The following is a 16127-nucleotide window of genomic DNA, read 5'->3' as shown; positions in this document are numbered from 1 at the left end:
TCTATTGCCAGACGTTGAAAAAATGGTGAACAGGCCCATGGCCATGTCCAAGTTGGTAATCAGCGCCTGTGCGAAGGGCCTGAGTTAAATAATATTTGGCCGCAGCTACAGCATCCACGACCGACAAGCCTCGTGCCAGCCCGGCCGCAATGGCCGACGAGAGCGTACAGCCAGTTCCGTGCGAGTTGCCGGTTTGTATGCGAGTTGTCGGGAAGGAATGTTGTTCGGTGGGCGAGAGATACAGCAGATCAGTACTTTCGTCCGTCGTCAGGTGGCCTCCTTTCATCAGAATGGCTCCCGGGCAAAGCGTTGCCAGATCAACGGCGGCCTGCTGCATATCGGCCATCGTCTCGACCGGTCGCCCCAGCAGCACGCTGGCTTCGGGAAGATTGGGCGTAATGACAGATGCGATGGGCAGTAAGTAGGTTTTGAGTGCGTCGACGGCTTCATCCTGCAATAGTTTATCCCCACTTTTGGCCACCATAACGGGGTCTAACACAATCGTTTTGACACCAAATTCGATCAGCGTTTTCGCCACCTGTTCAATCACCTGAACCGAGTGGAGCATGCCAATTTTCACCGCATCGGCACCAATGTCGCTTAACACGGCCTTCATCTGTTCGGCAATGAACGCTGGAGGTACAGGCATAATACCCGTTACCGCTTTCGTATTCTGGGCCGTCAGGGCCGTAATTACCGACATGCCGTAGCAGCCGAGCGCGGCAAACGTTTTGAGGTCGGCCTGGATACCAGCACCCCCGCCACTATCCGACCCGGCAACGGTGAGGGTTCGTGCGTATGTTTTCATATAATTTGAAGAGCAAAAGAGTGAAAGTGTGAATATCAACTTACAAGCCATCAAGCAGCGTTATCAACGCCCGACTAGCCTCATACGGCGACTTTTGCCCACAAATAGCCGACACTACAGCCGCCCCCGAAGCACCAGCCTGAAGCACAGATCGAATATTGGTCGTATTGATACCACCAATGGCGAAGGTGGGGAGGCTTGTTCGCTGACAGATGGCTTGCAGTCCATCGAATCCCAGCAAGCTGGACGTATCGGTTTTGGTACCCGTTGGAAAAATGGTGGCAATGCCGAGGTAGTCCAGATCGGCGCCCTGGCTGGCTTCCAGTTCGGTCAGGCTATTGATCGACAGGCCGATGATTTTGTCTGGCCCAATGATTGATCGAACGAGTACATACGGCATATCGTCCTGCCCCACGTGAACGCCATCGGCATCGACGGCCAAGGCTATATCGACCCGGTCGTTGATAATAAGCTTTGCACCATAGGCTTGCGTAATGCGTTTCAGGGCCAATCCCAGTTCTACAAAGGCGCGGGTAGACAAGGTTTTCTCCCGCAACTGCACCCAACGAACACCCGCCCGACAGGCTTCTTCGACTACGAAAGGCAATGTATGGCCCGCCTGATGCGCAATGTCACTATCCGTCACTAAATAAAGTCCGTTCACACCTGTGTCAGTTGGAGCCGGTCTGCTATGGCAGCTTCGGTCAGTTCGTAAAGAGCATCAAGGAAGTTGAGTTGCAGACTACCGGGAGCTGCTTTTTTCTCAACGGCCAGTTCGCCTGCAATACCCATAACGGCCATGGCGTGGGTGGCAGCCTGGAAATAATCGGAATTAATGGCGGCAAAGGCACCGGTCAGGGCGGTGGCGGTGCACCCCATGCCGGTCACTTTGGTCATAAGGGGATGGCCGTTGCTGATGATGGCTGTTTTATCACCCTGAATGATGTAATCTTTCTCCCCACTAATCACCACAACACCGCCTGTCAGGGCACTCAGCCGCCGGGCCGCGTCGACGGCGGCTTCCGAACCGTACAGACTATCGACACCCTTAGTTTGGGCGTTCAGACCAGCCAACGCCATAATTTCGGAGGCATTGCCCCGAATCACATCGGGGGCCGCCAATGCCAGCAATTCCGCACTTACCTGATTTCGGTAGGCCGTAGCACCCACACCCACCGGATCAAAAATGACGGGCTTACCCAACGCTTTGGCTTTTGGCATAGCCAGCCTCATACCGGCTACGAACGTGGCATCGAGCGTGCCGATGTTGACGACAAGCGCACTGGAAATAGAGACGAAGTCTACCACTTCTTCGGGGGCATGAACCATAGCTGGCGAGGCTCCTAACGCCAGCAGGGCGTTGGCGGTGTTGTTCATCACCACAAAATTGGTAATGTTATGGACAAGTGGAGCCTGCGCGCGTATGCGCTCAACGTCGGCCCAGATTGATTGCGGGGATTGAACCATGTTGCTGATACTAAATTCTACAGCAACTTTAGGAGAGCGGGGTGCATCTCGTTAACTTTTCCCTACGGCAGTACTAGCTGCATCAGGTAATGAGGGTATCCTCTCAGTCAGTCCGGTCTGGTACTGACACCCCTAAAGTTGTGGGGCAAAGGTAGGGGATAATGAATTACGAAATTGTAAAAAATGCCTGGCTGTCTGCTGAATTCAGAAAGTTTACGATAGCTTTACAGCCAACATTCCTACATGAAATCCGTGAAGTCGACCTCTATTCGTTACCTTTTCCTCCTGCTTTTCACGCTGGGAGCTGCCTGGCAAACCAGTGCTCAAAGCCCTGACAACTCTTTTGTTAATGGTGATTTGCTACCTAATTCGCCCGAGCTGTCCCCTCGGGGCACCTATGGCGTTGGCGTGCGAACCCTAAAAGTGGTTCATAAAGACCAAGTCGATGTACTGCACCAGAAAGACGGTAAAAACCCGCTCTACGACCGTTCGCTAACCCTGGAAGTCTGGTATCCGGCCCGTATTCCGGCTGACAAACAGGCTCTGGTCACGTATGAATCCGTTCTCGGTCGTGCCAACGATCCAAAACGCCCGCTTGTTCCGTTCACGTTTGCCGGTCGGGCCAGTCGAGATGCCGAGCCAGATGCCAGCGGGGGCGCATATCCACTGGTTATTGTGTCGCATGGGTATCTTGGCTCACGGCTGCTGCTTACCTACCTAACCGAAAATCTGGCTTCTAAAGGCTACGTAGTCGTTGCTATCGACCATATGGAATCGACCTATAGCGATGCCGCCGGATTTCCCAGTACCTTGCTGAACCGGGCGCTCGATGACCTGTTCGTTCTCAATGAAATGGCCCGGCTGAGCGCCAAATCCAGTAATAATTTCCTGGCGGGTTTGCTCAATGCCGATAACACGGCCCTGGTTGGTTATTCTATGGGCGGCTATGGGGCACTCAACGCCACCGGGGCGGGATTTAGCCCCCAGGCCGTCAAGATGTTTGGCCAGCTGGCGCAGGGCAGTACCGCTCTTGAGGTTCGCTCTATGGATTCGCCGGCTTATAAAGCTTCGCTGGACCCGCGCATTAAGGCCGTTGTTGCCTTTGCGCCCTGGGGTATGGAACGGGGTATGTGGGATGCCAAAGGATTGGCGGGCCTGACATTGCCGACGTTATTTGTGGCGGGAAGTAAAGATGATGTGTCAGGATATGAAAAAGGCATCAAGGCCATTTATGACGGAGCCGTCAACGCCGATCGGTATATGCTGACCTACGTGAATGCCCGTCACAATGTAGCTCCTAATCCCCCTCCGGCGGTTTCGTTTCAGGCAGGCGTATCGGCCGATGAGTACATGCACTATGCCGAACCGGCCTGGAATGAGCGTCGAATCAATAACATCAACCAGCATTTCGTGACGGCCTTTCTGGGCATTCACCTCAAAAAAATGGACTACGTCAAATATCTTGACGTCCCCGAAACCGATGTTGCTGGGCCGTGGACTGGATTCAAACCCCGGATGTCGGTGGGTCTGGAAATGCGGCATGCAAAGCCGTAACAAGGCTTCATAGTTTGTCGAAGCGAAGCCCGGCAGCCTTTAAGAGGTTAACCACAAAGCCACGGAGTACAAAGAGGTTAGCATACGCACTCCTCTTTGTACTCCGTGGCTTTGTGGTTAACTTAGGCTTCGTCGTGGATCAGGCTTTTAATACCGGCAGCTAATTCGGGCGTTACCGTAACGCCATGAACCTGTTGAGCATGCTGGGCAGCCTGTGCCAGCACTTCCTCATCAGTATCGGCCCGTACAACAGCCTCACAATCAAAACCAGCATCTCTACAGTGTAATGTTTTCATGGAGTAAGTATGTTTTAGCAGGGGTTACCAGTCAGTAAGTTAGCAGGCTTGAGAATACAGACTTTTAACTTTTGAGCGAGTGGTCAGTCCTTGGTTATGAGTGGTTTATGTGGGCTTGAGCAGCATTTAGCGGTATTGTCCGAACAGGGTTTGTAAAGTAGAAACGTTCAGGGGCGTTCCTTATAGGTACGTACCAGCCCATGGTACTATACCGAATAGAAGAGTGACACATTCTATTCACCTGATTTTACACTCTTTGCTTTTAGCTACATGAAACGCACAATCTCGTTTTTGATTCTATTACTGGCGGGCAGTCTTACCAGCCAGGCCCAGTCGTTTGGGAAACTCGTGAAGAAAACACCGGGGATGGTGTCGTACACCCTGCGCGAGAGTTTTTCAAAAGACGTTCCCGGTACGCTGGACAAAGTAAAAGCCTGGGGTATAACGGATATTGAGTTCTCCAGCCTGTTTGGGAAAACCGCTCCCGAGCTGCGGGCGCTTCTCGATGAGCGTGGGCTCACCTGCAGCAGCTATGGAGTGAGTTACGATGCCATTGCCAACAAGCCGGATTCAATCCTTCGAAATGCAAAGGCGCTGGGCGTTAAGTATGTTCGTATTGGCTCGATCCCCCACAAAACAGCCGCCACGCTAGAGATGATGCAGCAGGCTGTCGAGGTGTTTAATCGCTTTGGCAAACAGGCCCATGACCAGGGCATCATGTTCTGCTACCATAACCACGGGTTTGAATTTCAGCCTTACGAAAACGGAACCCTGTTCGATTATCTGGTGGCGAAGACGAATCCCGACCATGTTGGGTACGAAATGGACGTTACCTGGACGTATCTGCCCGGTCAGGACCCGGCTGCACTTCTGCTAAAGTACCCGAAGCGGTTCCGGCTCATTCACCTCAAGGACGTGGAAAAAGGGGTAGCCAAAAGTGATAAAGGAAGTATGGCTAATGAACAGTCGGTGGTATTAGGAACCGGGCAGATCGATTGGCCCGCCGTGCTGAAAGCGGTTAACAAGTCGTCAATTGCTCATCTCTATATTGAAGATGAAAGCAAAGCTGCTGAGCAGCAAGTGCCGCAGAGTTTAAAATACCTGAAGAGTTTATAAGCGTCAAACCTTTTACACATAAGCCAGCACTACCTAGGTGAGTGCTGGCTTTTTTGCTATAGCTAAGGTATATTTAATCCTCATTTCTGTATGATTTCGGGAATGATTTCGTTAGTTACGCGTATGACCTGTCAATTGTCGAATGGGCAGCATACGCACATACGCTATGAAAGGGACGATTACTGCTAGCCTATTGGTCACCATCGTTGTGGGTTTGACCGTCTTTTCCTGCCATGAAACAGAAGTGACCCCAACAGGCCGGATGCGGATCGCGTTCGACAATGTAGCAGGTACATCAGACCTTACGCTGAGTACCAGTACCTATCTGAATGCTGCCGGGGAGTCGTTTTCCGTAACGAAATTTAATTATTTCGTCAGTAATATCCGCCTTCGGAAAGACGATGGCAGTGAGTTTGTTGTGCCGCAGGATAGCAGCTATTTTCTGATTCAGGAAGATAAACCTGCTTCGCAGACAATCGCTTTATCGAACATTCCGGCCGGAAATTATACGGGCATTACCTTTGTCGTTGGGGTCGATAGTGCCCGTAGCATGGCCGACATTAGCAAGCGCACAGGCGTTCTTGATCCAGCCTTGAATAACGGCATGTATTGGGACTGGAATTCGGGCTATATTTTTATGAAGATAGAAGGTACGTCGACCGTAGCACCTGCTGCTCAGAATAACGCATTTTTTTACCACATAGGCGGCTTTGGGCGGGCTAACGTCAAGATAAACAACATACGGACACTGTCTTTGCCCTTCACGGGTACTGTTGCTCGTGTGGAGTCTGGTTCCATACCGACAGTAAGTTTGAAAACGGATGTGCTGAAAATTTTCAACGGCTCGACCAAACTGAGTATTGCCCAAAATCCGTCGGTTATGTTTGAGCTGTACTCAACGAATATTGCCGATAATTACGCGCAGATGTTTAGCTACGACAGGATCCTTACGAATCAATGAGGCTACGAGATATACCATCGACAACGCAACTTGGACTGGTCGTCAGCGTACTACTGTTCTCGATGGCCGTTGCCTGCCAATCCAGCAAAAGCGTTGATCCAACACCTGAGCCGCCCCCAACCGGTGGCGGCATTCAATACCAGACAACGCCCGTAACTCTACGCAAACCGGCTAACTTTCCGGATGTGGTCTATGATCTGAGTAAGAATCCATTAACAGTGGAAGGGGTGGCGCTCGGCAAGACGTTATTTTATGACCCGCTCTTATCGCGCGATACAACCATCAGCTGCGGGTTCTGCCATCAGCAGTTTGCGGGTTTTGGTCATTCTGACCATCCATTGAGTCATGGAATAGGCGGAAAATTTGGCACACGCAATGTACCCGGACTGGACAATCTGGCCTGGGGGCGCGAGTTCTTCTGGGATGGGGGCGTAACCAGTCTGGACGAATTACCCATATCGCCCATTCAGAATCCGGTGGAGATGGATCTGAAATTTTCGGAAGCTCTGTACCGAGTGCAGAAAAACCCCCGGTACCCGGCCCTGTTCAAAGCTGCTTTTGGCTCTGATACCGTTACAACGGCCCGTTTTCTGAAAGCTGTATCACAGTTCCTTCTGACGATGGTGTCGGCTGATTCGCGCTATGATAAATACGTCAGAAAGGAAGCCGGGGGCAATTTAAATCCAGATGAGCTGGCCGGGTTAACGATATTTCAGCAGAAATGCGCGACCTGCCACGCTACCGATCTGTTTACTGACCGCACGTACCGCAACAATGGCCTTCCTGTGGGAGCCATCAACGACCAAGGCCGGTATACCATCACGCTGAACGAAGCTGATAGGTTAAAATTCAGAGTGCCCAGCCTTCGAAATGTAGAGAAGACCTTTCCATATATGCATGATGGACGATTTACCACACTCGATCAGGTACTTAATCATTACACCAAAGGCGTAAAAGACAGCCCCACCCTTGACCCAGCCCTGAAAGTCAGTGAGCAACTGGGTATTGCTCTGACCGATACCGAAAAGAAACAGGTAATCGCCTTCCTGAAAACTTTGACGGACGATACATTCATAACCAATCGGGCATTGAGTGCCAACTAGCATGCACAACACGTTAAGCAGATACGAGCAAGGGTAGAAGCGTTATTGCTTCACGATCTTGAGCGTCTTTATTTGTCCGTCTACGGTCGTATGAAGCAAAAACGTGCCAGCCGCCTGTTGACGAAGATCGAACGATTGCTTCTCTACCTGACCGGCCTGTTCAACAGTTCGTTGTTCAAGTAGCTGACCTCGGGCATCTATCAAGCGTAAACCAACGGCTAGCCCGCCAGCGCCTGCAATCTCGACCAGCGCCGTTTCGCGCACCGGGTTCCCTAATAATGTTAACTGTATGTCTGCCGTACGCTCGTCAACAGCGGACCTGGCCCGGCCACAGGCGGCTTTCAGGTCAAACACATACATAACGATTTTGCCGCTCTGACGGGCCATGAGGTGCAGCGGCTCAATATTGGCAGCGGTGCGTAAAACAGGCTCTACAAACTGGTTAGGGTTTCTGGTCCAATCTGTAATACCTGTCGCGGCATATTCAACGGGTGTGCCATCGCCCCCTGTGCTGTAGAATGTGATGGCGCCCGTCTGGCAGTTATAGGTTGGAGGAGTCAGCTTTAATGTGTCGGTTAGGGCTGTGCTGGTGGCTGGCGAACTCGTTTGGCAGTAGGCGGCCAGATCAACAGCATAGCAAACCGTCTGACCGCTTTGGGTTGCCTGAATGGTAATGGTCATCGTATTGTTACGCAACTCATCGTCAACTGTACCAAATGTGTCGGTCGTGTTGGCCCGGCCAATGCCCGGCGTAGTGTAGGTGATCGGTGATCCATCGCCACCGCTGGTCTGAAAGCTGATAAAACCGGTCTGGCAGTTGTAGCTCGGGGGCAATATGCGTAGCGTTGTAAGTTGGGGAGCGGTGCCTATTTTAAGAACCCAGGTAGCCAGTGTACCCGTTGGTTTGCCAACAACATCGCCATTGGTTGAGTTGGTAGTGCCCACAACCAGATAGCCACCGTCGTCAGTAGAGAGAATATCTGTCGGAATGTCCACCCCCGATCCACCGTAGCTTTTCGTCCAGTAATCTGTTGTCGGTAGGCGTCCGTTGGTCAGGCGAAAGTCGCCATTGTTGGTGGGTGCTGCATCGAGTATGGTGATAGTACCTGTCCGATCATTGACCAGCGAAACGACCGAAACAACGCCGGGTAGGGAAGCCAGTAGTTGTCCATCGTCTGGTTTGTCGGGTGCCAGCGTAATTGCCTGCCCACTGTTTCCCGGACCGGAACCTACGGCTATATAAGATCCTTTAGTAGCTGGATTTTCAACAACACGCTGAATGGCAGACAAGCTGGCATACGTCTTCTGCCAGATGATGTTCAATTGAGCATTTAGCTGTAGAGCCAGTCCATGACTATCTGTGGTGGTCGCGCCACTTACCCGGCCAACCAGTAAATACCCGTTGTCAGGTGTCGTCGAAATTTGATTGATAACCGGCGTAACCAGTTGTGCTGGTCCCGAGTAGATGACACGCCATTGGCTTACAACAAGCCCTTCCGCATTCAGTTTGGTTGTTGTCAGGTAAGACAGTACATCCGTATACGAGCCAACCAGTAGTAAACCGCCATCGGCTGTAACCGCCAACGCTGTTTCTTTTATATTAACTGCCGGACCTGCATTGGCGCGGGCCACCAGTCTGGTCCACGTTTCATTACCGGCCGAATCCAGCCTGGTTACGTAATACCGATTAGTGACATCCAGTACCAGTATCACAAATCCATTATCTTTCGTTGCGGATAAACCTATCGTTTCCTGAGCGGCTATTCTGGTTCGTGAACTGTCGGCGTAGAGGCCGGGTACGGGTTTCGACCATACTGGCTTGCCGGTCAACGACAGTCGGGTAAGCGTGTTTCCGCTCAACACACCGTAGTCGCCATTCGTTGCTTTCGCCAGCCGGGGTTGACCGGTTGCGGTTGGTTCACTACGCTCGATCGTGTATTGCCACTGCGAAACGGGTGGCTGGATTGACTGGGCCTGAAGGTTGACTACTATGCCTAACACATACATACATGTCAGGTAATGTATCTTCTGGAACACGTAGTGTTTTTTCATAAAACCAGTTTTATCAGACAATAACTAGTTAGTTTTTTCACTACTCCTTGGCCAAGCAAGAGTTTTTACATTTCGTAAAGAAGTGACGGTACGGTATAGATCGGGGAAAAGAGTGAGGCATTGGCCCACTGATTAGCTGATAGCTTAGTATAAGCTGTCATTTATAACTGGAGATGGCAAGTCGTTCATAAGCACGTTTAAGATCAATTATGGCATCATCCTCACTTTTAGAGACATATTGACAACCATTCAATAAGCAAGGGGTTAACCGGAAAACCTTATCGAACCTACTCTGCGTTTATGAACAGACTGACTACCTTTCTTAAGGCATTGGCCGACACGCCACCGCAATCACGCAAGGATTTTCTTAAACTAACCGGGCGAGCGCTGGCTGTCGGCACGGCTGGCGGACTGCTGACAAGTTATGGCCGCGATCAGCCAGGAGGTAGGCGGTCGGTCATAAGTCAGGTAGATACTGTGCCGCATATACAACCCGTTTCGCCCCCGGCCGTTATTCCACCCAAAGTAGATGAGCCCATCAAGCTTGAACCCATCCGGGGGGATGCAGACCGGCAAACACCTCCCACACCGTCTCCCCAACCACCCGACCAGCGGGTAGGCTACGCCGTTGTTGGTCTGGGACATTTATCGCTCGAAAATATACTGCCCGCTTTTGGCCGCAGCCGAAAGTCCAAACTGGTGGCGCTGGTGAGCGGGAGTCCTCAGAAACTTCAGAAAGTAGCGCAGCAATACGGCGTTAAGCCTCAGAACTGTTATAGTTACGATACGTTCGACCAGCTGCGGGACAATCCTGAGGTGCAGGTGGTTTACATTGTGCTGCCCAACGCTATGCATGCAGAGTATACCATTCGGGGGGCGCAGGCGGGTAAGCATATCCTAACAGAGAAACCAATGGCTACCTCTTCGGCCGATTGTCAGGCTATGATCGACGCCTGTAATAAGGCGGGGCGTAAATTGATGGTCGCGTACCGAATTCAATACGAGCCTCACAACCGGTATGTCCGCGCACAGATTCGGCAGAAGGAATACGGAGCGGCTAAATTTATAGAGTTATTCAATGCCCAACAGGAGGCCAATCCGAACCATTGGCGCCATATCCGGGCGCTGGCTGGCGGGGGAGCCTTACCCGACATTGGCTTGTACTGCCTCAATACGGCTCGTTTTATTGTGGGCGAAGAGCCGACAGAAGTGTTTGCTTATCAATATAGTACACCTGACAATCCGTTATTTCGGGAAGTAGAAGAGGTGATGTCCTGGCAGATGCGCTTTCCGAGCGGCCTCATTACCAACTGTGGGGCGCACTATTTCGCGCACGAATCCCGTCGTTACCGGGTGTTGGCCGAGCGGGGTTGGCTTAACCTGGAAAATGCCTTTGCTTACAATGGCCTGGAGTTGCAGCGGTCGTATGCAGAAGGACAGACAGAACATAGGGATCAGATCAGTTTAATGGAAAAAGATCAGTTTGCCACTGAAATGGACCACTTCTCCGATTGTGTTCAGCAAAACAAGCAGCCGTTTACACCCGGCGAAGAAGGGCTTCAGGATCATCGAATCATGGAAGCGATCTATCAGTCGGCGCAGACGGGTAAGCCGGTTTCTTTACCGTTAATTACCAAGATTGATCCTTTTCGGGGGCCGGAGCCGCAACTTGATTAGGTTCTGGTCATGTCAGTCGTTCGGTTGCCGTTGGGCAACCGGCTTCAACTATGCCCCCATTGCTGATTGCTAGTCACTTAATGCGTATGACTTATCCGATGTTGCCGGATATTGAGCAGATGGGTAATAACTAAACCAGCTGAGGCAATGTAGGCAATGTACTCAAAAATGGGGTCGGTGTCTTCCAGAAGCAGGGCAACGGCAAATAGGAGCAGGAAGCACCAAAGGCTACGCTTAATAGCTAAGGGAGCGTAATGACGAGTGGCGAAATAAACCGCAATGATGTTCACGCCGATAAACACATAATCGAGACTCAGGTAACCAACACGAAGCGCTGAGTTCTGAAAAAATGAACTCGTCAGCAATAATACGGGCGTAATCAGGCAGTGAATAATGCACAGCACGGAGCCAGTAATGCCGATATAGTCAGCTTTGCGGGAGATACTTTCTGTTTTCATGAGCACGCACAAAAATACGATGCTTTAGGCAAACGTACGTCTCCTTAACTCACTTTGTTGCAACAAAGTTGCGTAAAGTGAGCTTGCTATCTGCTCTTTTCAATATACACTGTAAAAATTGTGTTCGTATTACACTGCTTTGAACGGGATAAGAGCAGGTAAGCATCCGTCAATTCGCTTTGGTGAGCAGTGAGTAACCCATCAGCTTTCCATTTTTATTGTATGTTTCCGATCTGATATCGAATAGTTGATTATCAGTTCGGTAGCTTACAACTCGCATGGTACTTCGAACGGGTATACCCATCACTCTGTTTTCGAAATTAACATCAGACGACACTTTAAATGCGTCAAATGTGCCAATGGGCGTAGTAATCGGGTCTTTGCTTTCTACCTGTCGATTCGCCATGACCATATTCATATTCATCATTGTAGAGCCATTCGAACTCATCTCAACCTCCATCTGACCATCATTTAATTTCTGCCCAACACTCAATTTTCCGGGATAAATCAGCTTATTGGTTTTTAATTTCATTTCCATGTCTTTCATGCCCCCGTTTTGCATAGCCTGCATCATTCCTGACATATCGGCTACCAGTTCATTGCCCGTGCAGGTGTAGTGAATAAGGTAAGGTGGCCGTTGATTGCCTTTCTCGTCCTGAAACTGTGCGGTAATATCCATAACAGTCGAACTGCCTTCTTTGCGGACATCTTTGACCTGATACGTGATTTTACCCATGGGTTTCTCTTTGGCGCTAAATTGACTTATTTCGAAATTGGTGCCCGTTTTAAACGTCATGCCCAGGCAAGTTTGAGCTTGACTCATTGTAAATGGAACAATGGCAAAAAGCAAAGAAAAGATGAGTGTTTTCATGTATAGATGAAGCTAGTTTGTAGAAACCAAAGGTAACCTGTCAGATGAGTTGAAGGCCAAAGCTTTGATTGAACGGAAACGGGATGTATCAATACATCTTACGCCCTGCCCTTACGCCCATATCATGCTGATGACGCCCATGAGCATAATTAATTTGCAGAGGTTGCTGAGGTACCCGAAATCGCGCCGGGTGTCGGCTATAATAAGCCGGTAGGTCATCCAGGTTATAGGCAGGAGCAGCAGAGCGAAAATAAACGTAAGTCTTGCGTTATCCAGAGAGTTGGTAATAACGAAAAGGCTTATCAGAAAAGCACCGATCAAGGTGTAAAGCAGGTATTTTGTTCGGCGGAGGCCCCAGACAATGGGTAGCGTACGGCAACCGAAACGAGCATCGCCCCGAATATCCTGCATATCTTTAATGATCTCACGAATGAAGGAAATACCAAAGGAAAACAGCGCGTAAATAAGAATGATACCCGTATTCTGCCGGTAATAAACGGCCAGAATAATGAGGGAAAGGGCAGTAAGGAGCGAAATGACAATGTTACCAATGGCTGGCTGACGCTTGAACTGGGCCGAGTAAAACCACAGCAGCGATACGGACACAACATCGGCCACAAATACCCATTTGCTCAAATAGAGGCCTATTAAGCACCCCACAATATTAAGAAACTGGTGTACGCCCATAGCCACACGCCGTTTCAGATAACGCCCGATTACAACCCGTTCCGGTTTATTGATCAGGTCGATTTTAATGTCGAAGTAATCATTGATGATGTACCCGGCGGCTGCAATGCAAACGGTCGATAACGACAGAAGCCAGAGCGTAGGGTCGGTGAGGCAGTTGATGATCTCGGTCTTTGGACCAACCAGAAACACGCGCGCCAGAAATTGCGTCAACACAACAATCAGCAGATTCTGTACCCGTATGAGTCGCAGAAAGCCGGATGCAAATGCTGAGAAAGGAATGGACTGGCGGGCCACCATAACTGAATTTTTACCAAAAATAGGGATTTTGAGCGCAGGAAGAAAGGTACTCAAGTGAGTAGAGATCGAGAAACAGAATTAAAAATTACGCCTTCCCTGTGTCTTTCTTCCTTTAGGGATTCTTTTTGCTCTTGTTTGTTGTTGACAGACAAACTCGTTCTCTCACGCATGAAAATTGGTATCGTGTGCTACCCAACCTTTGGGGGCAGTGGTGTTGTCGCTACTGAACTTGGCAAAGGGTTGGCCAAAAATGGCCACCAGATTCACTTCATTACTTATCAGCAACCACCCCGGCTCGATTTCTTCAATGAAAACGTTTTTTACCATGAAGTAAATATACCATCGTATCCGCTGTTTCAGTACGCCCCCTATGAGTCGGCATTAGCCAGTGAGATGGTCAACGTTGTTACGAACGAAAACGTCGATTTACTGCACGTTCACTACGCTATTCCGCACGCTTCGGCGGCCTATATGGCAAAAATGATCCTGCGTTCGCAGGGGCGTAACGTGCCCGTTGTAACAACCCTGCACGGTACAGACATTACGCTGGTGGGTAAAGATGCGTCTTACGAACCGGTTGTTACGTTCAGCATCAATGAGTCGGACGGGGTAACGTCGGTGTCGGAGAATTTACGGGAGGATACCTACAAACATTTCAATGTTCACCGCGAAATTGAAGTTATTCCCAACTTTATCGACCTGAGCCGGTTCAAGCGGCAGCAGAAAGAACATTTCAAAAAAGCTATCTGCCCCAACGGCGAAAAGCTGATCGTGCATACCTCTAACTTCAGGCGGGTAAAGCGCATCGACGATGCGGTCATGATGTTTTATCATATTCAGCAGCAAACGCCTGCAAAGCTCCTGCTCGTGGGCGATGGTCCTGAGCGGGCTCGTATTGAGCGGCTGGTGCGCGATCTGGGCATTTATGACCAAGTCCGGTTTCTAGGCAAACTCGATGCCGTGGAAGAAGTTCTGTCGGTTGCCGATCTATTTGTGATGCCTTCTGAAAATGAGAGCTTTGGCCTGGCTGCGCTGGAAGCGCTGGCCTGCGAAGTTCCGCTAATCACCTCAAACGCCGGCGGGTTGCCCGAGTTGAATATTCAGGGCGTTACCGGTTTTCTGAGCCCGGTTGGCGACGTGACTGATATGGTCAAAAATGCACTCTACGTATTGGATGATGCCAACTTGCCAACCTTTAAAGAAAACGCGCTGGCACGCGCCAAAGAATTCGAATTGTCGCGTATTCTGCCGCTTTATGAAGCTCATTATGAGCGGGTCTTGCAGACTACCCAGCCTTTTGTTTCCTGAACTAATTTAAACATCGGCGTCTGTTAATCAGTTTTTCTGTAGGCCCTCCCGATGAAGGCATCTGACCGGAATTAAACCATGCTCTACGGCCCACTGTCAACGGCCTGGTGTAAATCGTACCTCTGAATGAATCCAAACATACCGCAAACCGATCGCAAGCGTATTGTTATTGTTGGTGCTGGCTTCGGCGGCCTGAAGCTGGCCCGCTACCTGTCGCGCCGGAAAGAGTTTCAGGTGGTCTTACTGAACCGGCAGAACTACCATGAGTTTCAGCCACTTTACTATCAGGTAGCAACCGCCGGTCTGGAAGCTAACTCTATTCTGTTTCCACTACGGGCGGTGTTTGGCGATTGTAAGAACGTGCATATCCGGGTGACAAACGTTACGAGCGTTCGACCAGCCGATAAAACTGTAGATACCGAATTGGGTCCCGTTACCTATGATTACCTTGTGATGGCCACTGGTGCCGATACCAACTTCTTCAACCAGCAGAACATTATCGAGAAAGCCCTGCCCATGAAGTCGGTAGCCGAAGCCATTGCTTTGCGCAACCGGATGCTGCAAAACTTCGAAGATGCCCTAAGCGTAGAAACCCTCGATGAGCGGGAAGGGCTAATGGATGTGGTGGTGGTAGGGGGTGGGCCAACGGGCGTTGAACTGTGCGGTACTCTGGCCGAGATGCGCAAAACGGTACTGCCAAGCGATTATCCCGAACTGGATTTCAAGATGATGGATATATTCCTCATCGAGTCAGGGGGGGAGCTGCTGGGGCCAATGTCGGTGCAGTCGCAGCAGCATTCGCTCGATTACTTGCAGAAGCTTGGGGTAAATGTTCGGCTCAACACGCGGGTCAAGGATTTCGATGGGCGGGTGGTCACCATGAATGATGGCACTACGTTGCGAACAAATAACCTGATCTGGGCGGCTGGCGTGAAGGCTAACCCATTGGCCGGTTTACCGCCTGAAGTGCTTGGGCGCGGTGGCCGGATTCTTGTGAATCGTTATAATCAGGTGCAGGGATTTACTGATATTTTTGCCATTGGCGATGTGGCACTCATGGCGGAAGATAAATGGCCCAACGGTCATCCGCAAATCGCGCAGCCCGCCATTCAGCAGGGCAGGCACCTGGCAAAAAATATGATTCGCTGGGCTAAAAATGAGCCACCTGTTGAGTTTACATACCGCGATTTGGGCACTATGGCCACTATTGGTCGGGGCTTAGCCGTAGTCGATTTGCCTTTTTTGAAGTTTCAGGGATTCTTTGCGTGGATAACGTGGTTATTTGTTCATCTAATGTCGATCGTTGGTGTTAAAAATCGACTGGCTATCTTTTTGAACTGGATGTTTAACTACCTGACTTACAATAACTCCTTGCGACTTATCATTCGTCAGAAGATGCCTAAAGGCAATATGGCTGCCATGCAGGAAAAGCTATCCGATCAGCTAGAGGTCAGTAAAACATAGATCGT

General features: G+C 50.3%; 15 protein-coding genes and 1 riboswitch. Of the genes, 7 read left to right on the top strand and 8 right to left on the bottom strand.

The annotated features are described in order from the left end of the window. Position 1 precedes the first annotated feature (1 nt). Genes thiD through thiM form a run of 3 tightly spaced genes read right to left on the bottom strand, consistent with a single transcriptional unit; the run spans position 2 to position 2275 of the window. The gene (gene thiD, locus NT073_RS22235) at positions 2–808 is read right to left on the bottom strand and encodes a bifunctional hydroxymethylpyrimidine kinase/phosphomethylpyrimidine kinase (RefSeq protein ID WP_297377825.1); all 807 of its coding nucleotides are present in this window, start codon (positions 806–808) and stop codon (positions 2–4) included. A 40-nt stretch (positions 809–848) separates the two neighbouring features. Then, on the bottom strand, positions 849–1472 hold the full coding sequence (thiE, locus tag NT073_RS22230; RefSeq protein WP_297377823.1) for a thiamine phosphate synthase: 624 nt from the start codon (positions 1470–1472) through the stop codon (positions 849–851). Beyond that, on the bottom strand, positions 1469–2275 hold the full coding sequence (gene thiM, locus NT073_RS22225) for a hydroxyethylthiazole kinase (protein ID WP_297377821.1): 807 nt from the start codon (positions 2273–2275) through the stop codon (positions 1469–1471). The genes thiE and thiM overlap by 4 nt, the downstream gene beginning before the upstream one ends. Before the next feature lie 42 nt (positions 2276–2317). Continuing rightward, a riboswitch (TPP riboswitch) is annotated at positions 2318–2419 on the bottom strand. A 99-nt stretch (positions 2420–2518) separates the two neighbouring features. Here thiM and NT073_RS22220 point away from each other — a divergent pair. Further along, positions 2519–3829 (top strand): alpha/beta fold hydrolase, encoded by a 1311-nt coding sequence (locus NT073_RS22220; RefSeq protein WP_297377819.1) that lies wholly within the window; start codon positions 2519–2521, stop codon positions 3827–3829. A gap of 122 nt (positions 3830–3951) precedes the next feature. Here NT073_RS22220 and NT073_RS22215 read toward each other — a convergent pair whose 3' ends face one another. Further along, positions 3952–4125 (bottom strand): DUF1059 domain-containing protein, encoded by a 174-nt coding sequence (locus tag NT073_RS22215; protein WP_297377817.1) that lies wholly within the window; start codon positions 4123–4125, stop codon positions 3952–3954. 270 nt (positions 4126–4395) lie between these two features. Between NT073_RS22215 and NT073_RS22210 the strand changes: the two genes are divergently transcribed. The 3 genes from NT073_RS22210 to NT073_RS22200 all read left to right on the top strand — a co-directional run bounded on the left by NT073_RS22210 (position 4396) and on the right by NT073_RS22200 (position 7305). Continuing rightward, complete coding sequence (locus NT073_RS22210; RefSeq protein ID WP_297377815.1) at positions 4396–5241, top strand: sugar phosphate isomerase/epimerase; 846 nt, start codon at positions 4396–4398, stop codon at positions 5239–5241. Between the two features lie 166 nt (positions 5242–5407). Then, entirely contained in the window at positions 5408–6202 is a 795-nt protein-coding gene (locus tag NT073_RS22205) for an MbnP family protein (protein ID WP_297377813.1), read from the top strand. Beyond that, positions 6199–7305, top strand: coding sequence for a cytochrome c peroxidase (locus tag NT073_RS22200; RefSeq protein ID WP_297377811.1), 1107 nt, complete (start codon positions 6199–6201; stop codon positions 7303–7305). Before NT073_RS22205 ends, NT073_RS22200 begins: the two co-directional genes overlap by 4 nt. A 42-nt stretch (positions 7306–7347) precedes the next feature. On the opposite strand, the gene NT073_RS22195 is transcribed toward NT073_RS22200, so the two are convergent. Next, on the bottom strand, positions 7348–9357 hold the full coding sequence (locus NT073_RS22195; RefSeq protein WP_297377809.1) for a T9SS type A sorting domain-containing protein: 2010 nt from the start codon (positions 9355–9357) through the stop codon (positions 7348–7350). 300 nt (positions 9358–9657) lie between these two features. Between NT073_RS22195 and NT073_RS22190 the strand changes: the two genes are divergently transcribed. Next, positions 9658–11034, top strand: coding sequence for a Gfo/Idh/MocA family oxidoreductase (locus tag NT073_RS22190; RefSeq protein WP_297377807.1), 1377 nt, complete (start codon positions 9658–9660; stop codon positions 11032–11034). Positions 11035–11111: 77 nt separating this feature from the next. Here the strand turns inward: NT073_RS22190 and NT073_RS22185 are convergent, their stop codons facing one another. The 3 genes from NT073_RS22185 to NT073_RS22175 form a co-directional block, all read right to left on the bottom strand. Then, complete coding sequence (locus NT073_RS22185; RefSeq protein WP_297377805.1) at positions 11112–11492, bottom strand: MerC domain-containing protein; 381 nt, start codon at positions 11490–11492, stop codon at positions 11112–11114. Between the two features lie 169 nt (positions 11493–11661). Beyond that, positions 11662–12315 (bottom strand): hypothetical protein, encoded by a 654-nt coding sequence (locus tag NT073_RS22180; RefSeq protein ID WP_297377803.1) that lies wholly within the window; start codon positions 12313–12315, stop codon positions 11662–11664. Between the two features lie 159 nt (positions 12316–12474). Beyond that, entirely contained in the window at positions 12475–13350 is an 876-nt protein-coding gene (locus tag NT073_RS22175) for a geranylgeranylglycerol-phosphate geranylgeranyltransferase (RefSeq protein ID WP_297378369.1), read from the bottom strand. 168 nt (positions 13351–13518) lie between these two features. Between NT073_RS22175 and bshA the strand changes: the two genes are divergently transcribed. Continuing rightward, positions 13519–14658, top strand: coding sequence for an N-acetyl-alpha-D-glucosaminyl L-malate synthase BshA (bshA, locus tag NT073_RS22170; protein WP_297377802.1), 1140 nt, complete (start codon positions 13519–13521; stop codon positions 14656–14658). Between the two features lie 126 nt (positions 14659–14784). Beyond that, on the top strand, positions 14785–16122 hold the full coding sequence (locus tag NT073_RS22165; protein ID WP_297377801.1) for an NAD(P)/FAD-dependent oxidoreductase: 1338 nt from the start codon (positions 14785–14787) through the stop codon (positions 16120–16122). The last annotated feature ends 5 nt before the right edge of the window (positions 16123–16127 follow it).

Source organism: Spirosoma sp. (assembly GCF_026391055.1).
GTDB lineage: Bacteria > Bacteroidota > Bacteroidia > Cytophagales > Spirosomataceae > Spirosoma.
The sequence above is the reverse complement of the archived record's forward strand: the minus strand, read 5'-3'. Positions and strand labels throughout refer to the sequence as shown.